The 24,759-nt window shown below is 54.9% G+C and carries 15 protein-coding genes and 1 pseudogene; 12 read left to right on the top strand and 4 right to left on the bottom strand.

The genetic code is table 11. The features are described 5' to 3' along the window. The first annotated feature begins 48 nt into the window (after positions 1–48). The 6 genes from USG84_RS12275 (at position 49) to USG84_RS12250 (ending at position 6,360) form a co-directional block, all read left to right on the top strand. The gene (locus USG84_RS12275; RefSeq protein ID WP_055317743.1) at positions 49–288 is read left to right on the top strand and encodes a hypothetical protein; all 240 of its coding nucleotides are present in this window, start codon (positions 49–51) and stop codon (positions 286–288) included. A gap of 51 nt (positions 289–339) precedes the next feature. Continuing rightward, positions 340–630, top strand: coding sequence for a helix-turn-helix domain-containing protein (locus tag USG84_RS12270; protein WP_115459362.1), 291 nt, complete (start codon positions 340–342; stop codon positions 628–630). After that, complete coding sequence (locus USG84_RS12265; RefSeq protein ID WP_151412868.1) at positions 611–1,582, top strand: reverse transcriptase family protein; 972 nt, start codon at positions 611–613, stop codon at positions 1,580–1,582. The genes USG84_RS12270 and USG84_RS12265 overlap by 20 nt, the downstream gene beginning before the upstream one ends. A 40-nt stretch (positions 1,583–1,622) precedes the next feature. Next, positions 1,623–5,474, top strand: coding sequence for a hypothetical protein (locus USG84_RS12260; protein ID WP_151412869.1), 3,852 nt, complete (start codon positions 1,623–1,625; stop codon positions 5,472–5,474). A 76-nt stretch (positions 5,475–5,550) separates the two neighbouring features. Further along, positions 5,551–5,901: a hypothetical protein gene (locus USG84_RS12255; protein WP_320738286.1), complete on the top strand. Its 351-nt coding sequence runs from the start codon at positions 5,551–5,553 to the stop codon at positions 5,899–5,901. Between the two features lie 129 nt (positions 5,902–6,030). Further along, on the top strand, positions 6,031–6,360 hold the full coding sequence (locus USG84_RS12250; protein ID WP_320738285.1) for a hypothetical protein: 330 nt from the start codon (positions 6,031–6,033) through the stop codon (positions 6,358–6,360). Positions 6,361–6,945: 585 nt separating this feature from the next. On the opposite strand, the pseudogene USG84_RS12245 reads toward USG84_RS12250, so the two are convergent. The 3 genes and pseudogenes from USG84_RS12245 to USG84_RS12235 form a co-directional block, all read right to left on the bottom strand. After that, positions 6,946–7,038, bottom strand: a pseudogene (locus USG84_RS12245) (hypothetical protein); the annotation flags it as partial. Continuing rightward, positions 7,022–7,798, bottom strand: coding sequence for an isocitrate lyase/PEP mutase family protein (locus tag USG84_RS12240; protein ID WP_151412872.1), 777 nt, complete (start codon positions 7,796–7,798; stop codon positions 7,022–7,024). The pseudogene USG84_RS12245 and the gene USG84_RS12240, both read right to left, overlap by 17 nt. Positions 7,799–7,909: 111 nt before the next feature. Further along, positions 7,910–8,815, bottom strand: coding sequence for a LysR family transcriptional regulator (locus tag USG84_RS12235; RefSeq protein WP_316330595.1), 906 nt, complete (start codon positions 8,813–8,815; stop codon positions 7,910–7,912). A gap of 119 nt (positions 8,816–8,934) precedes the next feature. Between USG84_RS12235 and USG84_RS12230 the strand changes: the two genes are divergently transcribed. The 3 genes from USG84_RS12230 (at position 8,935) to USG84_RS12220 (ending at position 11,288) form a co-directional block, all read left to right on the top strand. Beyond that, positions 8,935–9,540 (top strand): NADPH-dependent F420 reductase, encoded by a 606-nt coding sequence (locus USG84_RS12230; protein ID WP_253543114.1) that lies wholly within the window; start codon positions 8,935–8,937, stop codon positions 9,538–9,540. A gap of 18 nt (positions 9,541–9,558) precedes the next feature. Continuing rightward, positions 9,559–10,440 (top strand): helix-turn-helix domain-containing protein, encoded by an 882-nt coding sequence (locus tag USG84_RS12225; protein ID WP_151412873.1) that lies wholly within the window; start codon positions 9,559–9,561, stop codon positions 10,438–10,440. 101 nt (positions 10,441–10,541) lie between these two features. Continuing rightward, positions 10,542–11,288: an SDR family oxidoreductase gene (locus tag USG84_RS12220; RefSeq protein WP_151412874.1), complete on the top strand. Its 747-nt coding sequence runs from the start codon at positions 10,542–10,544 to the stop codon at positions 11,286–11,288. Positions 11,289–11,340: 52 nt separating this feature from the next. Here the strand turns inward: USG84_RS12220 and USG84_RS12215 are convergent, their stop codons facing one another. Beyond that, positions 11,341–12,063 carry an SDR family oxidoreductase gene (locus USG84_RS12215; protein WP_061097330.1) on the bottom strand — a complete coding sequence of 241 codons (723 nt, stop codon included), beginning with the start codon at positions 12,061–12,063 and terminating at the stop codon, positions 11,341–11,343. A 98-nt stretch (positions 12,064–12,161) separates the two neighbouring features. Here USG84_RS12215 and USG84_RS12210 point away from each other — a divergent pair, with 98 nt between their 5' ends. From USG84_RS12210 to USG84_RS12200, 3 genes are all read left to right on the top strand, one after another. After that, entirely contained in the window at positions 12,162–13,079 is a 918-nt protein-coding gene (locus tag USG84_RS12210; protein WP_151412875.1) for a LysR family transcriptional regulator, read from the top strand. A 403-nt stretch (positions 13,080–13,482) separates the two neighbouring features. Further along, positions 13,483–13,839, top strand: coding sequence for a hypothetical protein (locus USG84_RS12205; protein WP_028014145.1), 357 nt, complete (start codon positions 13,483–13,485; stop codon positions 13,837–13,839). Between the two features lie 766 nt (positions 13,840–14,605). Then, a complete protein-coding gene (locus USG84_RS12200; RefSeq protein ID WP_320738284.1) occupies positions 14,606–24,712 on the top strand; it encodes a BapA/Bap/LapF family large adhesin in 10,107 nt (3,368 codons plus the stop codon). The last annotated feature ends 47 nt before the right edge of the window (positions 24,713–24,759 follow it).

The raw sequence follows: 24,759 nt of genomic DNA, 5'->3' as shown, positions 1-24,759 counted from the left end.
CGCCTTGTTACGGGGCTTCGGCGTTTTGCCGATTCAAAGGAGAGCAACATGAATCACGATACTTTAAAGAACACCATCGCAACGCTTGAAAAGCTGCGCGATGCTCACTGCAGCCAACTCGATGCTGGCGCTCTGGCAGAGCTGGAAGATGTATTGCGTCAGTTACGCATACATCTTGACAGCCCGGTAAGAAGCGGGTTCCGGTTTGACGATATCGTCTTCCGGGCACTGCGTATTATTGACGTTGTAGTTCGTTTGATCACAAACATTGATGATTGGATGAAATAATGCAACAGAGCCAAGACGCAGCAGGCCCAATATTTATTTGCGGAGTTAATTATGAATATCGGACAGGCTATCAAGTTATGCCGAACCAGAAGGGGAATATCACAGACGGATTTAGCTCTGAAGGCAGAATGTTCTGTTTCTTATCTTTCCATGCTCGAAAACAATAAGCGAGATCCGACGCTTTCAACCCTTAACAGCATTGCTTCTGCTCTCAACATTCCTGTCAGCATTATTTTCTTTATTGCAGCAGAGGCCGGTGATCTTAACGGTATTGATAAAGGACTCCAGGGAGAACTTGCGCGTACTGCGTTGGAGCTGCTTAATGATTCACACTCCGTCTGACTCCCCCTTCTATAGCAAACGACGCATCAGCAGTATGACAGCGCTATCAAAAGCGCTGAACATCTCTCATATCGAACTACTTAATCTAGCCAATCGTGCGGACCATATGTACCGTCTCGCCAGCACGATCACTAAGCCTGACGGAAGTACGCGCCAGACTTGGGATGCATATGCACCTCTAAAAAAAGTACAACGCAATATCAGGCGCAATATTCTTGATTACGTTGTTTATCCAGCATATTTGACAGGTAGTCTGAAAGGTTGTGATTATAAAACCAATGCAACTTTACACGCTGGTTCTACGATTGTTATTAATGAAGATATCACGCGTTTTTTCCCGTCAACTTCAGACACAATAGTGCATAACATATGGCAACATTTCTTTGGCTTCGATAATGAAGTAGCTGAATGTTTAACCAAGCTGACGACCCGACAAGGGGAGCTACCTCAGGGTGCCATCACTAGTTCATTTCTGGCTAACTTGGCGTTTTGGAAACATGAACCGGCACTGCAAGCCAGTTTACGAGCAAGAGGAATAATTTATTCCCGATACGTTGATGATATCGCCGTCTCGTCAGTAAACTTTCTTGATAAACCAACTAAAACGAATGTGATAGCCTCGATTTATGGCATGCTTTCCAGGCACGGTTACCAGCCTAAACGAGCTAAACATGAAATCAGAACATCTGGGCAACGGATGGAGGTTACCAAGCTTTCGGTGAATTCAAAACCTGGTCTCTCTTCCGCCAAGCAAAGTCAGATACGATCGGCAGTCCATCATTTGGAGCAAGCCATTCTTAGGGGCGAAATTCTCGAGTTCGATAAGGGCCCTTATGCACAAACATTGGGACTAGTTCATTTATTGGCCAGATTCCATCCTGGCAAAGCAAAAAAACTTAAACAGCGCTTGCTTGCTCTTAAGAGTTCGGGGCGCATGAATATGTATACATAGTGTAAGAACCAGGGCAAAAAATTTTTACTAAGGTGAATGCGTGGCAATCTTTGACATTGAAAAGGATGAATTACTTCGGCTCTCCGATACTCAGCTAGAAGAGCTGATAGCTCGGCTAGCAGAAGCTGAAGTGGCAATACATGGTCATAGCCCTGCATGTGTAAATTGGTCTGGCTCAATTACAGCCCCTGACGGAGGAATTGATATCCATGTTCAGGTTCCAGTTGATCAACTGAAACCAGGCTTTCTTATAAGGCCTAATACGGTCTTTCAGGCAAAGAAACATAAAATGCCAAAGGCTACAATTGAGAAGGAAATGGGCACCGGCAACGCGCTTTCACCCATAATCTCTGAACAAGCCAGAAAGCAAGGTAGCTACATCATTGTCAGCCTGGGTGATGATTGCTCGCCGTCAGGAAAGGCGGATCGTCTCAAAGCGATGAGGGATGCAGTAAAAGATGATCCTAACAAAAGCAATCTTCATCTCGATTTCTACGACCGTTCCAAACTCATTCAATGGCTACGCCAACATTCATCAGTCATGCTGTGGGTAAAAGGGAAGCTTGGGCAAGGGTATTCCGGTTGGCAACCCTATGGAGCCTGGAGCAATCCACCCCAAGGTGTTACAGACACTTTAATCTCAGCCCCAGGTGTAACCATTACTTTACCGTCGGGAAAGGGGCAAAAACTTAAAATTGATGAAGCAATTAGCCCAATGCGAGCCCTTATTCGTTCGACGAATAAGGCAGTTCGTATTACAGGATTGTCTGGTGTCGGGAAAACTCGGATCGTTCAGGCGCTCTTTGATGAAACTGTTGGAACAGATGCGCTTGACCGGACAGTAGCTATTTATGTTGATACTGGCTCTGAGCCAGTACCGTCGGCTACAGCAATGCTTGATAAGCTTATCGCTGAGGACCGACGAGCAATTATGATCCTTGATAATTGTCCATCAGAACTCCATGCTTCGCTTGCCAGCAAGGTATCAGCCACAGGAAAAGAAGTAAGCCTCATCACAATCGAGTACGACATTAGGGATGACAAACCACAGACAACCGAGGTCATCCATATTGAGACAGATGGTCCAGAGGTGGCAGAGCAACTTCTTATCCGTCGCTTTCCTTCTATTGGTCAGAATAATGCCCGTCGTATTGCTGAGTTTGCAGATGGGAATGCAAGAGTTGCTTTGGCTATAGCTGAGAGAGGGGAGGAAGGCGAGAGTTTGGCTCTACTTTCTGATGCGCAGTTATTTAATCGCTTGTTTGAACAGCGTAATCATCCTGATGGTAATTTACGGGAGCAAGCTGAAATATTGTCACTGGTATATTCATTCTCGGTATCTAGTACAGATGCTGCTACCGACGAACTGGAAATATTAGGGGCGCTCTTTGGGTATTCCAGAACCCAGTTATTTAAAGCCGTTACGAAGCTGATGGAACGTCATATCGTTCAGAAAAGATCTCACTGGAGAGCTATCTTACCTCATGCCATTGCTAACAGATTGGCAGCATCCGCACTCGACAGTATTCCCGTCGATCAACTTAGGGCGACTTTTGAAGCTCCGGGTTGTGAGCGTTTATTAATGTCTTTTTCGCATCGCTTGGGGTTGTTGCATGACCATCTTGTTGCGAAAGAAATTGTAGAAGCCTGGCTTCAGCCTGAAGGAATGCTAGGAAGAATAGCCGAGTTAAATGATATTTCGTTACGAATACTTGGGTATATCGGACCGGTTGCACCTGAAGCATTGCTCAACAGAATTGAGGCCGTACTCTCATCATCTGATTTCAAAGGTATGGAACCGGGCTACAATCCGCAGCGACGTAGTATTCTGCGTCTTTTACAAATGATGGCATACGAACCGAACGCCTTTGAACGATGCGCCAGGCTTCTTATTCAAATGGCAGAGGACGAAGCCGATAATAATGACCTGGACTCTGCTCGAAACATGGTCCCAAGGTTTTTCCAGGCGTATCTGTCTGGTACTCATGCATCACTAAGCCAGCGTATTGCTTTAATGAACGAATGCATTGCATCAAACATTATTACGCGTAGATCTTTGGCCTTCAAGATGCTGTCAACCGCCCTGGATGGCCCACCGTGGTCAGGGTTTGGGGTTGGTGAGTTTGGAGCTCGACCAAGAGACTATGGATACGAACCCAACTATGATGAACTTGTCGAATGGCGCAGCGCCTTTATTGACGTAATTATCCATTTAGCGGCATCCGGAGCTCCTGAGCTTGAAAGGCCTGCAAGATCAATCCTGGCTGACAAATTCAGGGGAATTTGGTTTCAAGAAGCAATGCGAGACAAACTCGTCGATGCTGCCCGTACATTAAATGCTTTAAGTCCTTGGGGGGAAGGTTGGAAAGCCGTTCGTTCAACGGTCTATTATGACTATACCAAGCGTAGCGATGGAGATGATGTTGAGCAGTTGCCGGATAGTCTTGCTGCCTTAGAGAAGGAGCTGGAGCCCATTGCGTTAATTCCAACAATAAAGACATACGTGTTGAGTATAAATGATGATTATTGGGCACTGGATGCGGATTTTGATCATAAGGACTCCGATAAATATACCGCAGCCGGAAAACGACTTGAAGCTAAAGCACTTCAATTGGGACAGGACTTTGCCTTATCAAATCATGTTCTTGAGGAGTTAGGAGCAGATCTGTTCTCCATCGGTGGAATGCCTTATCGCGCTGTCTTTGGTCGAGGACTTGCTCGAGGGGCACATGATCTAAGTATTGGCTGGCAGCGACTTGTTGAACAAATTGAAAAACAGCCAGATGCTAACAAAGACTTTGGAGTTATTGGGGGATTCATCGAAGAAGTTGACTCTGTCGATCCATCATTAGCACAGAAGTTTCTCGACCAATGTGCGCAGCATCCTGAACTTCGACAGGTATTGGTTGGCTTGCATCCTTGGGGGAAATTTACAGTAAATGATTTGGATCGCTGCATGAAGCATTTGGAAGATCCAGACATTCGCCCTTTCATGTATGAGTCGATTTTATGGCGAGAACAATACGCCAATTTGCCGAGAATTCGTCTTCTCGAGCTTGCTGAGCAACTCCTGAGTAAAGCAAGCGGAGATAATGTAATTTTGCATGCGCTCTCCATGAGACTGCATGGTAAAGACAAATCGACAGATATGCTTGGCGCAGACTTTCGGTTGATTGGTCTTGCTGCTGCAATCCAGCGGGTTAAAAACAGCGACAGAGGCCAAAGAGGGACAATTGATTTTTACATGGAACGAGTTATCGATGCCGCATTGCGTTTCGATGGTAATGAGGCCAAAAAAATTGAGTGGTTGGACGCAATTTTCAATGTCATTGATGAACACTATGGATATTTTTTGGGATTCGAGAAGACTATAGCAACAACTGTTGCGTTAATGCCTGAATCATTTCTCAATTGCATTTTTGAATGCACCGAGGAACAGCAGCAGAGAAGACAGTTCTTTATTCGACGTGGCGGTTTACGCCGTTCTCCTCTTGCTGATGTAAGTACTAGCGTCTTGATTGAATGGTGCCGTGCCAGAAATGATCCCAACGTTTGGGCTGCCATTGCGGCTGGTGTAACTCTCTGGTCAAAGGATGATGAACAGAATGTACTAACCCTACACGAAGCTGCTATAGAACTGTTAGAGGCCTCTCCTGAGCCATTAACTGTGCTGGAGTCTTTTGCTGAGCGGATCACTCCATCATCCTGGACTGGTAGCTTGGCCAACTTAATGCAAGCTAGAGCAAGCGCCATCGGTGCGCTAAGTAAACATGAACGTCCAGATCTCGCCGAGGCTGTCAAAATAGTTTGTGAAAAAATGAGTCTGTGGGTCGTTCGCCAAAAAGAGCGTGAACAACGGGAAGATAGTGAACGGGAACAACGATTTGAATAAGGGCTGGTTGAAGGCTAATTCAAAAATAATAGTAAGCTATCTCATATATAAATGAAATCAACAATGGAATTATTCAATGACCTTCCTTCACAATATAAATAAAAATAAATATGAAATTATTGCGGTACTACTCATGGTTAGCATCGGACTGATCAATTTAGGATGGTTGAGTTTGAAGAGAATTCCAGAAACGCCGCCAGGATATTATGAAAATATCGTTATTGAACATACCCGATTACTCACAAAGCTGCGAAGTGAATATCAAAATCAGCGAACTGAAATGAGGGATGAATTGATGTCCAAAAAGCATACTTTCTTAGAAGCTGCGCAAATAGCACTAAAGTTGAACATTGCAGAATCTAGATATTTGGATTTTTGGTTAGCAGAAAAACCAATTATCATTGGTATGTTAAAGCCATTTGAATAGAAAAAATATCTTAGTTGGTATTTAAATCTTCCCCCAGAAACTCAAAAGTTAGTTAAGAACATAGCAGATAATTTGCACTCGATTTATCCAAAACTTGCTGAATGTAATCAAAATGCAATTAATGATTACATGGCATTGGTTTCGGGACTTACCGCACCATCTGAGGATAAATTATCTGATGCGCTGGTTGCACAAACCCGGGTAATAATGCGTAATATCTCTCAAAATAAAAATTCTTTATCAGAAGAATGCGATAGTGCGATGGTGTCATACTTCTCTTCGGTACAGTTGCTATCCAGAACATATAGTACGCTTGCGGATACTTATCAAGTTTATTCAGAAAGAAATGAAATAATTCGTAAAATACTTAGCACGGTATTTTCGTTTTTTTTGTTCGTAGTTTGTTATAAGTGCCGGGAAAATTTAATAAAAAAGGCAGCACAGTCATTGGGAGGATGAATTTTCTGCAAAGACCACTTTGGTGACTCCAATTAGGTAAGAGATAGTAAGGGATTTAATCTCAAACTCTTGATATCCAGGCATTCAACAAAGCACTACTGTTGGACAAACTTTCCATAAAGTGCAGCGCCAATGCTTGCTTTGCGCGTTAAGCAAACATTAACGCACTCTTCTGACCAACTAACACCATACCTCTGAGATGAGATAATGAGTTAGACTCCACGGAGACAGATCCTAAGAACATTCTGGCGCAGTAATATCAGAAAGATCATACTAGTATCCTGAACATTCTTACTGCTCTAGATTATCTCCATTTCATGTCTCACTACATAAGAAACATGAAGTTTAGATGTTTCATGGCCTCTTTATTTTTTTCAAAACCGCTTCAGAAAATGCAAACTCCAAAATGCTATCCTTCTTTATCCAGCCTTTTATTGTTCTCTCCAGGTTATTGCAATCCAAATTAGAAGCCTTATTTTGCGGCTCATTCTCAAGGAACAATACTAATTCTCGCCGAATGCCTTCAATCGCTTTTGGCACTGACGCCCATTTATCCAAAGGCATTTTTGAATGTAAAAGTCGTATTATTTCAACTAAAAATACGCCGGTATATTCTGAATCTCGTTCAAGTAATGCCTGATACCAGATATCACATAAATTCTTATCGGTTATTTTCATCGCTAAAAAGTCCTGCAAACGTCTGACGAGTTCGAATCGCATGCATTACATCACTCAGCGTTGACTGCATGGCTGAATGAACAAAATTGCCCATTGAAATGCGGTTTACCCCGGCCCGTTTCAGCCTGTCGAACGACGGAAGTTCGGGCATACACATGACGTTCAGCGGCAGACCCGTTGCCTCTGCAATAAGGCTGATGTCTTTCTCTGACGTCAGACAGGGAACAAAAAGGCCATCAGCACCAGCAGCTTTATAGCGCTGACCCCGTAATATCGTCTCCTGCAATGCGTCTTCATGCCCGAGCAGATAAGTATCAGTCCGAATGTTCAGGAACAGACTACAATTTTCGCTTCTCAGCGCATTGCATATTGTTTTCAGATTACGGGAAAAATCAGAGACATCGTCAAGCTGGCGCCCCCCATTAATGACTCTGCTGTCTTCAAGGTTAACGCCCGATACGCCTGTCTGAGCAAGGCTTCTGAGATGGGCGACTATCTCTTCGGCTGAATCACCATATCCTGCTTCCATGTCAACGCTCAATGGCAGGCTGCTGACAGCCCGGATACGGGTGACCACATAAAATAATTCATTAAACGGCATTCCCTGCCCGTCTTCATATCCCAGCATGGACGCTATTGCTGCGCTGGACGTTCCCAGTGCCTGATAGCCTGCTTCTTGCGCTGCGACAGCGCTGGCGGCGTCCCAAACGTTGGCGATCAGCAGGGGCTCATGCTGATTGTGGAGTTCTGCAAAATTCATATTCATTTCCTCTCGACAGATTGAAAATGAATCTAAGCATTCAGTAAGAACGTCACAACCGAAATTCAGACGACCATTTTTTAGCAAGCGTAGTCTGGATTCGCAGACCGGTCAGATCTGTTGTAAACCAGACGCGCCAACCTGCATTTTGAGCTTATTAATGAACCAGCGTCCGGCCGGACCCGGAGGATGTTCTTCTAAATGCACGGCCTGCATGGCAAAACCCGGTCCGACGTCAGGCTGCATCTGCAAATTCAACGCGACCAGCTTACCCGTCGCAAGGTCCTCCTCAACCACTGGCAGCGGCATATAACCCCAACCAAGCCCTGCGCGCAGGAAGGCGTGCTTAGCGCCCATATCGGCCAAATGCCAGGTTTTTGACGACATCACGCCAAAGCTCCGGCCCACGGTAAGCGACGAACGATCGGCCAGCACCAGCTGAACGTGTTCCGCTAAAAGCGAGCGGAGGATCGGCCCTGGCAGGTTAGCCAGCGGATGTTCAGGTGAGACAACGGCCACGGCCGGCACGCTGAGAAGAAATTCTGAGGTGCATCCAGCCGGAATATGCGGCAGCGAGCCGATAATCGCCACCCGACAGTGGCCGTCCAGCAGAGGCTGGAGCACCGCCCCTAACGCTTCCACATACAAACGCAGCGGCGTGTCGGGAAAGACTTGATGAAACGCCTGCACCGCAGCGGTGAGCTGCGCAACGGGAAACATCACATCGACGGAGACCGCCAGTTCAGGCTCCAGGCCTTCGGCTAAGGTGCGCGCCTTAGCCTTGAAGGCGTCCATTCCGGCAGCGGCAAGGCGCGCCGCTTCCAGCATCGCGACGCCCGCCTCCGTCAGTTTCGGATAGCGTCCGGAGCGATCGAATAATGGGAATCCGACCTGCGCCTCAAGATTGGCCAGCGTCGCGCTGACAACCGACTGCGCGCGCCGCAGTTTACGCCCCGCGGCCGAAAAACTTCCCTCATCAACGGCGGCAATAAATGTGCGCAGTTGATCAACAGACATACCGTCCAGCATGTATCGCTCCGGAAGATGGAATCCATCTAATTATATAGGCTATTCAGATAGGTCGAAGATTACTATTCTCTACGCATGTTCACTACTCTTCCTGAAGGAAATTAAGCATGAAAACAACAACTGTAGGTATTATCGGCGCTGGTGCACTCGGGCAAGCCTTTGCGAAACAGCTGGTAAATGCGGGCATGAACGTTATTCTGAGCAACAGCCGCGGGCCGGAAAGCCTGTCTGACGTGGTTGAAGAGTTGGGCCGCGGGGCTCGCGCCGGCACCGCACAGCAGGCCGCTGAAGCCGACATCGTTTTTGTCAGCACTAACTGGGACAAAACCGAAGCCGCGTTAAGCGGAATTACATGGAATGGACGCATCCTGATTGATGCCACGAACCCGGTACTTTTGCCAGGCTATAAGCTGGCAGAACTGGGCGGAAAAAACTCAAGCCAGTTCGTAACCCAGTGGGCGCCGGGGGCTCGCGTCGTCAAAGCCTTCAATACCCTTCTTGCAGGAGTGCTGGCTCAGGATCCGGCGCAAGCGGGTGGCCGTCGTGTCGTCTTTATCTCCGGAGACGATGCAGATGCGAAGGCGGAAGTGAAAGCGTTAGCCGGGCTGCTGGGCTTCGCAAGCATTGATTTAGGCAGTCTTGAGATCGGCGGGACGCTCCAACAATTCCCCGGAGGGCCTCTTCCGGCGGTAAATCTGGTGCAACTGGCATAACAAAAGGCAACGATAACGATGACTCAGCGAACTTCCGCAGAGACGTTTGAAGAATACCTTCCCGGCAAGCTGCTCCGGGAGCATCGGGCACAATCTTCCCGGGATGTATTCGTTCAAATTCTGGCCCGCAGACAAGTCCAGGAAAACGTCATTATTCCGGCGGTTCCGGAGCCCTTTATCGTCTGGATCCTCTCTGGTCAAGCCGTTGTTGAGGAGCGCTCCCCCGGCGAGGCGTGGTTAGCAAACCGCGTTACCGCAGGCGATTTCTTTCTCACGACGGCGCCCTCTCCCACTGAAATGCGGTGGCAAGCCGAGCCAGATATACCGTTCATCGTCATGCATGTGTATATCGGCGTGGCCATGATGCAGGAGTGTGAACTGCGGGAAGTCTCCGGCGCGCGCGACGAAACGCTATCCGCCCTGCTGGAACAGATACGCCAGGAGCTGTATCTGCAAACGCCCCCAAGCGGCCCCTTTATCCAGGGAATTGCCCAGGCGCTGGCGGTCCACCTGGTTCGCACCTACGGCACGCACACGAAACGACACCGTGGTGGGCTGCAGGCATTTAAACTGCACCGGGTCTTCACAGCAATGCGAGAAGGGTTGGCCCAGCCGTTTGACCTGGCACGGCTGGCTAAGCTGACCGATCTCAGCGAATACCATTTTAGCCGCGCCTTCAAACAGACGACCGGGCTTTCGCCTTCCCACTATTTTATCCGGCTACGCATGGAGGAAGCGCGCCGCATGCTGTCGGAAACCAATGATTCCATTATCAATATTGCCCTGAACGTGGGATACACCAGCCCCAGCCACTTTGCTGCCGTCTTCCTCAGGCATAACGGCGTGACGCCCTCGCACTATCGCAGCGATATCGTTCGCAGCAAAAGTCCGACAGTTTGAGCAAAAGCCCGCGCGAAGCCACCGCCTGAAACATCCATTATTGACCCGTACTTCAGACGTTCTTTCTGAAGCGTTGAAATTAACTCTCACGAGGATCAGTTATGGAACTTAAAGATAAAGTCGCTCTCATCACCGGTGCTTCAAGCGGGATTGGTGCCGCCACGGCAAAAAAATTAGCGAAACAGGGCGTCAGGGTCGGTCTCGCCGCCCGCCGCCTGGATCGCCTGCAGGCGCTGGTCTCTGAAATTGAGGCTGACGGCGGTGAAGCCATGGCGCTGGTTATGGACGTCACTGACCCGGCCTCGGTTAATGAAGGGGTCGCGACACTGCACAAACGCTATGGCCACATTGATATCGCCTTCAATAACGCCGGGCTGATGCCGATCTCGGATATTGCCAGCCTCAAAGTCGATGAATGGCACCAAATGGTAGACGTGAACGTAAAAGGCCTGTTTAACACCGTAGCGGCCGTGCTGCCGATTATGCAGTCGCAGCGGTCTGGTCACATCATCAATACCTCGTCGATCGCCGGGCGCAAAACGTACCCCGGGCTTGGGGTGTACTGTGCAACGAAGCACGCCGTTGCCGCCTTCTCGGATATTTTGCGTATGGAGCTGGCGCCGCAGTTCAACATTCGCGTCACCTCACTCCAGCCGGGAGCCGTAGAAAGTGAATTATTCGAGCATATCAGTGACGACAATTATCGCGCGCAGATGGAACAGCTGAAGGAGAAGATGACGTTCCTGAAAGCCGACGATATCGCCGACTCGATTGTTTACGTGCTGCAGGCACCGGAACATGTGGACGTGGCAGAGCTGTTTATTATGCCGACCGAGCAGCCCTGGTAAGAAAGTAAAGCGGGTCAGGCAATGCCTGACCCGCTAATTTTCATCCGCGACGTTAGTTCGCAGATGCCGTCGGTCTGATCGTGATTTCTGTTGTATCGACACTCTCAGGCGCCTCGATGATGTGGCGCACGGCGCGGGCAATATCAGCAGGTTTGAGGGCAATAGCACGATACGCGTCCATCGCCGCCATGGTTTCCGGGTGCGTAATGGTCGAGGCCAGTTCGCTTTCCACTACCCCAGGGTTAACGCAGGTCACGCGGATGTTCGAACTTTCCTGACGTAAACCATCCGAAATCGCCCGTACGGCGAATTTAGTCGCACAGTAGACGGCAGCCGTGGGCACAACGGACAAGGCACCAATCGAGCCGATATTAATGATTTGTCCCGAGCCCTGGGCTTCCATAATCGGCAGAACGGCGCCTATTCCCCACAGCACGCCCTTGATATTGACGTCAATGGTGCGCTCCCACTCATCCTGCTTGCCTGCCGAAAGCGGAGAAAGGGGCATGATGCCCGCGTTGTTAATCAGCACGTCAATGCGGCCCCATTTTTCACGCGCTGCCTGCACGAAGTCAGCCATCGACTGGCGGCTGGTAACGTCTAAGACTGCGGCCTCTGCTTCCCCCCCTGCACTGCGGATTTCAGCAGCCAGGGCGTTGATGCGATCCAGCCTGCGAGCGCCCAGGAAAACCTTCGCGCCTGCCTTGCCCAGCTCCCTGGCAATACCTTCTCCGATACCGCTTGATGCACCGGTAATTAAAATAACTTTGTTCATGTTTTGCTCCTTCAGTTGAGTTCAACGTGATAATAGATACTCATCATTGTTTCTTGTATCCTGCCTTTACTGGACTCACTGGTTAGCAATGTTAAACAATGAAAATCGATCTCAATCTATTACCCGTTTTTCTGGCGGTCGCCGAGGAGCGCAGCTTCAGCGCTGCCGCCGTGCGGCTGGGCATAACCCGCTCCGCTGTCAGTCAGGGGATTAGGCGCCTTGAAGATGGTTTTCAAACCCTGCTGGTGATGCGCACCACGCGCTCGGTAAGCCTCACTGAAGCAGGTGAACGGCTGCGTAAATCGTTGCAGGGCCCCATCGCCAATATTGAAGCGGCCTTTGAAGACGTGGCGTCGGACATCACACCGCGCGGCCAGCTCAGAATCGCGGTCACCTCAATCGCGGAAGCGTTTCTCTCTGGCCCGCTGCTCGCGTCGTTTGCGGCTGCGCATCCTGCGGTATCGCTTGATATCTTCGTGTCGGATGAGGAGTTCGATATCGTGGCGGCGGGCTATGACGCCGGGGTAAGGCTGGGTGAAGTTATCGAAAAAGACATGATCGCCGTTCCCCTTACGGGCCAGCAGCGTGAGAGGGTGGTGGCTTCGCCGTCCTATCTGGCGGCTCACGGCGTACCTGAGCACCCCCGCGAACTGGTTACTCACCGGTGTATCGGCTGGCGCCCTGCCCCGGACGTTGCCCCCTATCGTTGGGAATTTGTGGAGGCGGGCGTTCCCTTCGATGTGGCGATTGAACCGCAGATCACCACAAACGATCTGCGCCTCATGCTCAGCCTGGCACTGGCCGGCGGCGGCATAACCCTGGCCACGGAGGATACATTCACACCGTATATTGAATCGGGGCAGCTTGTTGCCCTGCTTGATACGTTTCTTCCCTCTTTTCCCGGCTTTTATCTCTATTTCCCCCAGCGTCACAATATGGCACCCAAGCTAAGAGCCCTGATCGAGCACGTCCGCCAGTGGCGACAGCCAGCGGCAGCGCAAACTGTTCAACGCTAACAGGGCGCAGACCCTTTCATGCAGATTTTCCTTACCCTGCCGCCGCCCTTTGATAAACATCAACGACACCGCCCTCCTCCCATGGAAAAGTAAAACGGACACACTTCACTCAGGGGATATGTCGTGCCGGGGATGGCTTAACGATGTATCCCGTACGCTGGACAAGACATCACACAAGGATGGAGCCTTAAAAAATGTACAGACCCATGGTCGTTATTTTCTTTATTCTGCTGACCCTTGCGGCCCTCGTTGAGATGGGGTTTTTATCCTTCGGGTGATCCTCAAGCCAGGGGGCGCTCGCCAGCAGACTTTGATCTCATTACAGTTTTTTCCTAAAGCCACCCCGCTTCGTCTGTGCCATGCTGAATCACGCTCATAACCGATAACGTTAAATGAGGATATTATGAAAAAAACAATTATCGCATTATCTGCCGTTCTGCTGGCTTCCCCAGTATTTGCTGCGACCACACATGCAACTGACGATACCGTCGCTGCGGCGAACGCAAACGCCAACGAAGCGAAGCAAAAACTGCACGAAGAGCAGAACAAAGGCGAAGAGCTGAAGCTGAAACAGCAGCATGCTGCGGAAGGCAAGAGCGAAAGCTTTGGCAGCAAAGTCAGCGAAGATTCCCAGAAAGCCTGGCATAAAACCAAAGAAGGCACCGAGAAAGGGTGGGATGCCACTAAAGAAGGCGCTGAGAAAGGCTGGAACAAAACCAAAGAAGGTGCCAGCGAGCTGGAAAAGAAAGTCACTGAATAACCGACACACTCACCTCAGGGCCGCGCTAGCGGCCCTTTTTATTGCTTCGAACAGAGGGTATTAATGCAAACGTCCGGTTGCCCATCCCCGTGGTCATATTTTTTCGACCTCAGTATCAGGTTAATGAATGAACCGCATTGAAAATAAAGCAGGTTATTATATTTCCGTTCGCAGTAGCAGAATTCCAACGCCCTATAAGAATATATTTTAAATTACCATTAATATAATATATCCTACATCAAAAATGTTACCCTAACTTAAACGACGTTTAAGTAGGTTTAAATAATAACATTTTTAATTACGTCAACAAACGTCACTACCAATTATTGAATTACATCTAAAGCATAAATAAAAAACGTAAATTTAAAACAAAAAAACCCAATAAAACAACAGCATAATAAAAGAAATACATAACCCCCATCAATAAATTAATGCCCTCTTTACGACTTACCCCTTTATTTACGAAAGCTTAATTTGCACATTCACCGTTTTCTGGCTATATCATTTTTATATCCTCAAAACCAAATCCTCTATTAATTACAGGGTTTTATAAGGCACAAAATACGCATAGCAAACATTCTTTTTGATAAGTAATTACATTCGCTCTGATGTTGCCACTCTGAATCCTGGCGGGCATCGTTCGCTCTAAAAAAGACGGTGAGTGCTGTTTAATAAACAGTAACTCCGCCGGGGGCGCCCTTTACCTTCTCCAGAGATGGCTCGTCTTGCTCGTCGTTCACGATAACTCTGCTGGAGTAATACCTAAATGAGCCAAATCTCTGTTATATCAAAACTCACTGGCGTGGAAACGACTACGGAAGGCACACAGGTTACGCTGAGCCATTCCTCTATCGTTGAGCTTCATGTAGAGCGAGCCGATGTCTCCCACTTCGCGCGAAGCGGTAACGATCTGGTGGTGACGCTGCACTCAGGGGAAGTGATCACCCTTAAAAATTTTTACGTCACCGATGCGCAGGGCGTGAGCCAGCTGGTGCTCCAGGAGAGTGACGGTGCGTTATGGTGGATTGAAGATCCAACCGGGGCCGCCACGTACGAGTCCATCGCGTCTACGGACGCGTTGCTGGCCGCATCCGGGAGTGATGCCGGTGGTGCCGCCATCTGGCCATGGGCGCTGGGCGGCATTGTCGCGGCTGGCGCCATCGCTGCGGTAGCGAGCTCCAGTGGCGGCGGCGGTGGGGATGACGACGACGATGGAGATAACAGCAGCCCTCCTCCCGGCACGCCGGTCGATCCGTCCAACCCGGATACAACACCGCCGAATGCACCATCCAGCCTTCAGTTCTCGTCGGACGGTAAAAGCGTCACCGGTACCGCCGAGCCCGGCAGTACCATCACGCTGAAAGACGCGAACGGCAACGTCATTGGCACCGGGAAAACCGGCAGTGACGGCAACTTTACCGTGTCTCTCGGCACTCCGCTGACCAACGGCGAACAGGTGACCGCCACCGCGACGGATGCGGCCGGGAATACCAGCCAGGGCACAACGATTACGGCGCCGGATCTCACCGCACCCGATGCTCCGACGATCGGCAGCGTGACGGACGATGTCGCCCCACTAACGGGGTCGGTCACTAACGGCGGCAGCACCAACGATCCACGCCCGCAGCTCAGCGGCACCGCGGAGGCGGGGTCCACCGTGACCATCTATGACGGCGGAGTCGCGATCGGTACGGCGCTCGTCGCCAGCAACGGCACCTGGACATTCACGCCGTCAGCTGACCTGACTGAAAGCACCCACCAGATTACCGTGCGGGCAACCGACGCCGCCGGTAACCTCGGACCGGCCTCCCCGGTATTTACCCTCACCGTGGATCTGACCCCGCCGACCACGCCAACCGCGATTGTGCTGACCGACGACACGGGTGCGATCAGAGGGACCATAACCGCAGGCACGCCTACCGACGCTTCAAAGCCAATCCTGGCGGGAACGGGCGAGCCAGGTGGCACAATCACTATCTACGATAACGGTGTGGTGGTTGGCACCACGACGGTGCTGCCGAACGGCACCTGGAGCGTCACGCCGAACGGCCCGCTCCCGGACGGGACGCACTCGATAACCGTCGTTGAAACCGATGCCGCCGGAAACCAGAGTGCGGCCTCAGAGCCGTTCATCTTCACCGTGGACACCACGCCGCCGCTGGCCCCCGGCGACCTCGTCGTTTCGAACGATGGCGGCACCATCACCGGCACCGCCGAGCCTGGCAGCACGGTAACCATCCGTGAAGGCGACGCTATCCTGGGCACCCCGGTGGCCGACAGCGAGGGCAACTTTAGCCTGACGCTGACCCCGCCTAAGCTCAACGGCGAAGTCCTGACCGCAGTCGCCACCGACGCGGCGGGCAACACGGGGCCAGCAACCTCCGCGGCGGCGCCGGATGTCACCCCGCCGCAGGCTCCGGTTATCGTGTCGGTGATTGACGACGTGCTGAACACAACCGGTCCCGTGGACCAGAATGGGCTGACCAACGACCGGGCGCCAACCCTGAACGGCACGGGCGAACCCGGTTCGACCATCACGATTTTCAACGGCAGCGATATTATCGGCACGGTGGCCGTCCCCTCATCCGGCCTGTGGAGCTTTACGCCGCCCTCACCGCTGGCCGATGGTACGTACGTGCTGACGGCGACGGCAACGGATGCCGCCGGTAACCCGAGCGGACAATCGAACGCGTGGACCATTATCGTCGACGGGACTGCGCCGGAAGCCCCGGTCATTACGCAGGTCGTTGACGATGTTCCCGGACGTACCGGCTCGCTCGACCTCAATGAGACCACCAATGATTCAACCCCGACGCTCAGCGGCACCGCCGCCGCAAATGCCACGGTGACCATCCGCGTGGACGGCGTTGATATTGGTACGACCGTCGCCGATGGCCTCGGCGCGTGGAGCTTTACTCCGGACACCCCCATCGCCGAGGGCCCGCATACTCTGACCGCCGTCGCGACCGACGCGGCGGGCAACGTTAGCGGCGTCTCCAACAGCTGGGGCATCATCATTGACAGCGTTGCCCCGGATGCGCCGGTTATTACCCAGGTAGTGGATGATGTGCCAGAGCGCCTCGGCGCGCTCAATCCTGGCGACAGCACCAACGACACCACGCCGACGATCAACGGCACCGCTGAGCCGGGCTCAACCGTCACCATCCGCCAGGACGGCGTCGATCTCATCACGGTTCCGGTCGACAGCAACGGCACGTGGACCTTTACCCCCGCCACGCCGCTTGGCAACGGGACCTATACCTTTACCGCCGTCACCACCGACGGAGCGGGTAATACCAGCCAGGCATCAGGCAGCTTTACCCTGACCGTCGATACCACGCCGCCAGCGGCGGCCACTATCGCCACCGTGACCGATGACGTCGGCGGCGTTAACGGGCCGCTCACCAGCGGCGACACCACCGACGACACCCAGCCGCTGCTGCAGGGCACCGCGCCGGCAGATGCGGTGATCACCGTCTATGACGGCACCACCCTGCTCGGCACCGCGACCCTCGACGGCAGCGGCGGCTGGAGCTTTACCCCCGTTATTCCGCTCACCGACGGCCAGCATACGCTGACGGTGCATGCCACGGATGCCGCGGGCAATACCACCATCTCAACGCCGTTTGAACTGACGGTGGATACCGTTCCGCCAGCCACGCCGGATATCCCGGCAATCACCGTCAATCCTGACGGCACAGAAACGGCGCTGAATCCGGGAGAAACCACCCGCGACACCACGCCGACCCTGAGCGGCACCGGCAATCCGGGCGACACCGTGACGATCTACAACGGCGGCGTCAAGCTTGATGATGTGCTCGTGGACGGCACCGGCAACTGGACCTGGACGCCCGCCACCCCGCTGCCTAACGGCACCTATGACATTACCCTGACCGTCACCAACATGGACGGCACGGGCAACGAAAGCGCCCCGTCCCAGCCGGTCACCATCACCATTGATACCGATGCGCCAGTCGCACCAGCAGCACCGGTGATTACCGACAGCGTCAGCCAGATAACCGGCCCCGTTCCCGACGGCGGAACCACCAACGATCCGCGCCCGGTCCTCAGCGGCACCGGTACGGCGAATGACGTTATTACCATTACTGACACCGTCAACGGCACTCCTACCGTCGTGGGCACCGTGACGGTAGACAGCAACGGCAACTGGAGCTGGCGTCCTGAAAGTGATATTGGGGAAGGCAGCCACGTCTATACCGCCACCGCCACCGATGAAGCGGGCAACGTCTCTGACCCGTCACCAGCGATTACGATTACCGTGGATACCGTAGCGCCGGATGTCCCGGCGATTGTCGCCGTTGGCGGCGCGCCGGACGATGGCTATATCACTGATGCAACACCAACCGTCGGAGGAACCGGCGCGACTGGCGATACGGTGATCGTCTACAACAACGGCGTCGAGCTGGGGCGCGTGGTTGTGGTTAACGGAGAATGGACCCTTACTCTCCCAACACAAACGGACGGCCCGCTGAACATTACCGTGGCGGGTGTTGACGCAGCGGGTAACGTCAGCGCGCTGAGCCCGGTCTTTACCGTCACGCTCGATACCGTTGCGCCTGAGAGCCCCGCTATTAGCGCCGTCGATAACAGCCTGCTGTCCAACAACGTGCTGTATACGAACGACGGCACGCCGACCCTCACCGGCACCGGTGAACCGGGCACCACCGTTATCGTCTCCGTAGACGGCACGCCATCTGCCGTGCCGGTAACCGTGCAGCCGGATGGCACCTGGAGCTGGACTGCCGACGCGACGCTGGCGGAGGGTCCGCATAGCTTCACCGTCTCTTCCAGCGATCCGGCGGGTAATTCCTCCGGGGATTCAGCGCCGCTGAGCGTGACGGTCGATACCGTCGCACCGGCCGATCCGGGCAACATGAGCCTGCCTGAAACAGGAACACCGCTGACAGGTACCGGCGAAGAGGGAAGTACCATTACCGTGAAAGACAGCGGTGGCGCGGTCATTGGTACCGGCGTTGTCGGCAGCGACGGCAGCTTCTCCATTGCGCTGAGCCCGGCGCAGCTGGATCCAACCACGCTGACCGTGACCGCCACGGACGCCGCAGGCAATCCAAGCGCCGATGTGCCTTTTATCGTCACCGACTCGCCGCTTGAGCTGCCGCAGGTACCCGTCATCACGGCAATCGTCGATGACGTGGACCCGGTCATTGGCGATGTGAAAGGCAAAACCACCAACGACACCACGCCAACGCTTACCGGTACGGCCGAAGCGGGCAGCGTGATTACTATCTATCAGGACGGTAGCGCGACGCCATTGACAACGGTGACCGCCGACGGCAGCGGCAGCTGGAGCTATACGCCAGCCGCGCTTGGCGAAGGGCTGCACACCTTCGAGGTGACCGCGACCCTCAACGGTGCCACCAGCGGCCGCTCTCCGGCGGCCAGCGTCACCGTCGACCTTACCGCCCCGGGCACGCCAACCATTGGCTCGGTCATTGACGACGTGGGTCCTGTCACCGGGCCGCTGACCAGCGGCCAGACCACCAACGACAGCCAGCCGACCCTCTCCGGCACCGGCGCGGTGGGGGATACCATCTCCATCTACAACAACGGCGTGCTGCTGGACAGCGTGGTGGTCGGCAATACCGGCACCTGGAGCTACACCACGCCCGTCCTGCCAGAAGGCAATAACGTTCTGACCATCCGCGAGACCGATCCGGCGGGGAATCAGAGCGGTCCTTCGGCGGACTTCACCCTCGTGGTGGATTCCGTTTCCACCACGCCGGTCATCACCAGCGTAACGGATAATGTGGGCAATGCTGCGACCCCGGTAGCCAGCGGCAGCGAAACGAACGACGCCACGCCAACCCTTTCGGGGACGGCGGACGCGAACAGCGTGGTGACCATTTTCGATGGCGCTACCCAGATTGGCGTGGTTACGGCTGATGGCACCGGCGCGTGGAGCTTTACGCCAGAGACCGCTCTTGTCGAAGGGCCACACGCGTTCACGGTTCAGGCAACCGGTCCGCAGGGTAACCTGAGCCTGGTCTCAGCCCCGTGGAGCGTGGTGGTTGACCTGACGGCGCCGACGGTTCCAACGCTGGATACGGTGAGTGATAACGTCCCTGGCGGCGTCACGGGCAACCTCACCAGCGGGCAGGCGACCAACGACACCACCCCAACGATTAGCGGCACCGGACAGGCAGGCAGCACCATCTACATCATGAATAACGGTACGCAGTTGGGTACGGCGATCGTCGACGGAACCGGTAACTGGTCCTTCACCCCGACCACGCCGCTGGACGACGGCAGCTACTCCCTGCGCGCGTACGCAACGGATGCCGCGGGCAACGCCTCGGCTAACTCGTCGGTCTTCGCCTTCACCGTCGATACCGCAGGACCCGGCGTGCCGGTGGTGACCAGCGTGATTGACGATGTCGCACCGACCACGGGAACGCTCGCGTCGGGTAACAGCACCAACGACGCGCGTCCGACCTTCAACGGCACGGGCGACGTGGGCTCTACGGTGCACGTGATTGTTGATGGCAACGAAATTGGCACCGCCGTGGTCAATGCCCAGGGCATCTGGACCTTCACGCCGGGTACCGATCTGCCCGACGGACCGCACGCCATCACCTTCAACGCCACCGACGCGGCGGGCAACGCGGGCACCGCAACGGCACCGTTTAACCTGACGGTGGATACGGGCGTGCCGTCTGCGCCGGTCATTTCAGCCGCGGCAGATAACGTGGGCAGTATCCAGACCCCGCTCACTTCCGGGCAGAGCACCGACGACACCACGCCAACGCTGAGCGGCACCGCGACGGCCAACGCCACGGTCACTATCTATGAAAACGGTCAGCCGGTCGGCACCGCGCTGGCGGACGGTACTGGCGCATGGAGCTTTACCCCGTCCACGCCGCTGGCCGCGGGCAGCCACACCTGGACCGCCACGGTGACCGATGAGGCAGGGAACATCAGCCCCGCCTCGCCGGGCTTTACGCTGGTTGTCGATAGCACGGCACCCACCGCGCCGGTTATCAGCCAGGCGATTGACGATGTAGGAACCCTTACCGGGCCGCTCACGTCCGGGCAGACGACCGACGACACCGCACCGCGGCTGGTCGGCACCAGCGAACCGTTTGCCACCGTGAATATCTATGAGGGAACCACGCTGGTGGGGACAGGCACCGCTGACGGCAGCGGCAGCTGGAATATCTTACTCAATACCGCGCTGACAGAGGGGGCGCACAGCTTCACCGCGCAGGCCACGGATGCCGCAGGCAACATCAGCGCGTCGTCCGCAAGCTTCAGCCTGACGATTGACACCGCGCCGCCAGCGCTGCCGGTGCTCACCAGCATCCTGGATGACGTCGGCAATGCGGCAACGCCAGTCGCCGACGGTGGAACAACCAACGACGCGCAGCCAACCCTCAGCGGTACGGCAGAAGCCGGTTCGACGGTGAAAATCTTCGATAACGGCGTGCAGATCGGCAGCGTGACGGCCACCGGTGGGGCATGGAGCTTTACGCCTTCTCCGGCGCTGGGCAACGGCCCGCATACGTTGACCTTTACCGCCACCGATACCGCAGGCAATGCCAGCGCGCCAACCGCCGGGTTCACGATTAACGTCGATACCCTTGCCCCGGCAGCGCCAGTCATCAGCTCGGTAATTGATGATGTGGGCAGCGTCATCGGCCCGGTAACCGGCGTCACCCCGACCAACGACACGCGTCCAGCGCTGAGCGGAACCGCCGAAGCGAATGCGACGGTACGGATCTACGATGGCATCACGCTGGTGGGCACCGTCACCGCCGATGCCAACGGCAACTGGACGCTGCCGGAAACCACCACGCTGACGCAGGGCACCCACAACTTCACCGCCACGGCCACCGATGCCGCAGGCAATACCAGCCCGGCATCGGCCGTGACGACGATTATCGTCGATCTTACCGCCCCGACGGCCCCGACCGGGACCTTTAACGCCGACGGTAGCGTATTAAGCGGCAATGCTGAAGCGGGCAGCACCGTCACTATCCGCCTCGCGGACGGCTCGACGGTGACCACCACAGCGGGCAGCAACGGCACGTACAGCTACACCTTCGTTAACAAGCAGACCGAAGGCCAGACGCTGCAAATCACCGCCACCGACGCGGCGGGCAACGTCTCTCTGCCCGGCTCGGCGCTCGCGCCGGTGGTGCCGCTCTCCGCCAGCAATAACGTCGAAGAGCTGGAACTCGGCACCACGGCCACCGTCACCAACAGCCAGTACAGCGACTACGGCTTCCTGCTGGTCGGCGCCGTGGGCAACGTCCTGACGCTGCTCGGCAATGACACCGCTCAGGTGAACTTCACCGTGGGCAGCGGCGGCAGCGCGGATATCGTCGTGAACGCCAACGCCACGGGGGCCGTGCTCTCTCTGCTCAACACCCTTGAGCTGGTGGTACAGCGCTTTGACACCGTGAACAACACCTGGACTACCGTAGTCGATACCGGGCAACCGCAGTTTGCCGACCTGCTGACCCTGGGAGCGACAGGCGTTTCGCTGAACCTGACCGGGCTGGCGGACGGCAACTACCGCGTGCTGAGCTATAACACCAACCTGCTGGCGACCGGCTCCTACACCAGCCTCGACGTGGCGGTGAAAGAGACCGGACCGGGCACCGTCACGGGCGACACCAGCCTTGACGGTAACGTGATCACCGACGTTGACCCAACCGCGGGCAGCGACAATGCTCCGGCCGGGGCAACGGTCACGGCCGTCACTAACGCGCAGGGTGTCACCACCAGCGTCACCGCCGACGGCACGGTGATCCAGGGTCAATACGGTACGCTGACCATTAACCGCGACGGCAGTTACACCTACGATCTGACCAACACCAGCGCAGCGGTGATTGGCCGGACGGAGAGCTTCAGCTACACCATCACTCATAACGGCGTCAGCGCGTCGGCAAACCTGGTGCTGGCGCTGGGCACCGGTACCGCCACCAGCGGTATTGTCGCGGTTGACGACACGAACTCGCTGACCTTCGATACCACCGTCAACGCGATTAACAACGGTACGTCCTCCCAGGGCGGCTTTACCCTGGTGGGAATCAATCTCGGCAACACGCTGGGGCTGAACCTGCTGGACGATATGACCAACCCCATCATCTATAACGTGGAGGAAGGCACCACCCGCACCATGACCATCCAGGCTTCCGTTGGCGGCGTGGCCCTGGCATCGGTGTTCGACCTGTACATCTACAAGTTCAACAACGCGACGCAGACCTTCGAGCAGATGCGCGTTGAACCAGGCTGGCTGCGCGCGCCGCTGCTGGGCGGCACCTCGCCTCAGCTGACGCTGCAGCTGCCGGCCGGTGAGTACCTGTTCCTGCTGAATACGGCTGCGGGGATCACCGCCCTGACGGCCTACACGCTGGACGTGCTGCAGGATCATGTCTACAGCGTGGCGAGCGTCAGCGCGAGCACCTCCGGGGATGTTCTGACGGATGATATTGCGCCAGTCGGCACGCTGGTGACGGAAGTTAACGGCGTAGCGGTGAACAGCAGCGGTCTGACGAACATTACCGGCGAGTACGGTACGCTGAGCATCAACGCGGCCGGGGAGTACACCTACACCCTGAACAGCGGCGTCGGCGTTGACCACATCAGCACGCCGGATACCTTCGTCTACACCATTACCGCGCCGGACGGCACGAAAGACACGGCTTCGCTCAACATCACCCCAACCGCGAAGCCGATGGATGCGGTGAATGATGTCAGCACCGCGATGGACGTGACGTCGGTACACCGCACCGCCGCGTACTCGGATACTACCGTCGGGTCGGCGAGCTGGAACGCCGCGCTGCTCACTTCTACGCAGGGCTCCGGCACCGGTACCTTCGTGGTGGATGCCAATACCGCGCTGCACAACGTGGTGCTGACGTTTAACGTCGCCTCGCTGCTTTCACTCGGCGGGTTAACGGTGGACTGGACGCTGACCAACGGCGCCACCACCGTGAGAACCGGCTCGTTCAACGGCGGGCTGCTGCTGGGCGGCACGGCGACGATCAACCTGACGGGTCTCGATCTGGAGGCGGGGACCTACACCCTGAACTATACCGGCAGAATGGGGCCGCTGGCTGCAGGAAATATCACCATTACCCCAAGCGTCACCGGCACCAGCTACTCGCTGTCGCAGTTCGACGCCACGGGCACCCATACCGTTGACGGCAACATTTTCGACGGCACCGGTTCCGCAGGGACACTGGATCAGCTGCACTCGGTCGATACCCGCGTGAGCATTACCGGCTACGACGGCGTCACCACCACGCTGGATCCGTACACCGGCAGCACGCAGGTGAACATTACGGGCCACTACGGCACGCTGGCGATTGCCGCAGACGGCAGCTACACCTACACGCTTAACCCGGGGATATCGCTCTCTACCATTACCAGCAAGGAGGTCTTTAACTACACCCTGACCGATGCCAACGGCACCACGGACACCGCGTCGCTGACCATCAACATGGCGCCGAAATTTATCAGTTCGGAGCATAACGATGTGGTTAGCGGTACGGCCTACGGCGACACGCTGATTTATCAGGTGCTGAACAGCACGGCGGGCAACGCGACGGGGGGCAACATCACCACCGCCGGCGGCGACCACTGGACGAACTTCTCCCTGGCGCAGGGAGACAAGATCGACATTGGCGATCTGCTGGTGGGCTGGGACGGAAATACCGCCTCGCTGGGGAATTATATCAATGTCACGCAAAGCGGTAGCAACACTGTGATCTCCATCGACCGTGACGGTGCAGGGAGCACCTACACTAATACTGCACTCGTTACGCTTGATAACGTGCAGACCACCTACGACGAGCTTGTGAACCAGCAACACATCATTACCTGATAGCACCTGTAGTACCTAACCCGGGCGCGCACAGCGCCCGGGCATAA

This window comes from Enterobacter sp. 168J2, from assembly GCF_034107265.1.
GTDB lineage: Bacteria > Pseudomonadota > Gammaproteobacteria > Enterobacterales > Enterobacteriaceae > Enterobacter > Enterobacter nematophilus.
The sequence above is the reverse complement of the archived record's forward strand: the minus strand, read 5'-3'. Positions and strand labels throughout refer to the sequence as shown.

Bases quoted from the DNA above. Each gene is read 5' to 3' on its own strand.
- USG84_RS12205 (WP_028014145.1), top strand. From the start codon at position 13,483: ATGAAAAAAACAATTATCGCATTATCTGCCGTTCTGCTGGCTTCCCCA.
- USG84_RS12250 (WP_320738285.1), top strand. From the start codon at position 6,031: ATGGCATTGGTTTCGGGACTTACCGCACCATCTGAGGATAAATTATCT.
- USG84_RS12275 (WP_055317743.1), top strand. From the start codon at position 49: ATGAATCACGATACTTTAAAGAACACCATCGCAACGCTTGAAAAGCTG.
- USG84_RS12255 (WP_320738286.1), top strand. From the start codon at position 5,551: ATGACCTTCCTTCACAATATAAATAAAAATAAATATGAAATTATTGCG.
- USG84_RS12225 (WP_151412873.1), top strand. From the start codon at position 9,559: ATGACTCAGCGAACTTCCGCAGAGACGTTTGAAGAATACCTTCCCGGC.
- USG84_RS12220 (WP_151412874.1), top strand. From the start codon at position 10,542: ATGGAACTTAAAGATAAAGTCGCTCTCATCACCGGTGCTTCAAGCGGG.
- USG84_RS12235 (WP_316330595.1), bottom strand. From the start codon at position 8,815: ATGTCTGTTGATCAACTGCGCACATTTATTGCCGCCGTTGATGAGGGA.
- USG84_RS12265 (WP_151412868.1), top strand. From the start codon at position 611: ATGATTCACACTCCGTCTGACTCCCCCTTCTATAGCAAACGACGCATC.
- USG84_RS12270 (WP_115459362.1), top strand. From the start codon at position 340: ATGAATATCGGACAGGCTATCAAGTTATGCCGAACCAGAAGGGGAATA.
- USG84_RS12210 (WP_151412875.1), top strand. From the start codon at position 12,162: ATGAAAATCGATCTCAATCTATTACCCGTTTTTCTGGCGGTCGCCGAG.
- USG84_RS12215 (WP_061097330.1), bottom strand. From the start codon at position 12,063: ATGAACAAAGTTATTTTAATTACCGGTGCATCAAGCGGTATCGGAGAA.
- USG84_RS12230 (WP_253543114.1), top strand. From the start codon at position 8,935: ATGAAAACAACAACTGTAGGTATTATCGGCGCTGGTGCACTCGGGCAA.
- USG84_RS12200 (WP_320738284.1), top strand. From the start codon at position 14,606: ATGAGCCAAATCTCTGTTATATCAAAACTCACTGGCGTGGAAACGACT.
- USG84_RS12240 (WP_151412872.1), bottom strand. From the start codon at position 7,798: ATGAATTTTGCAGAACTCCACAATCAGCATGAGCCCCTGCTGATCGCC.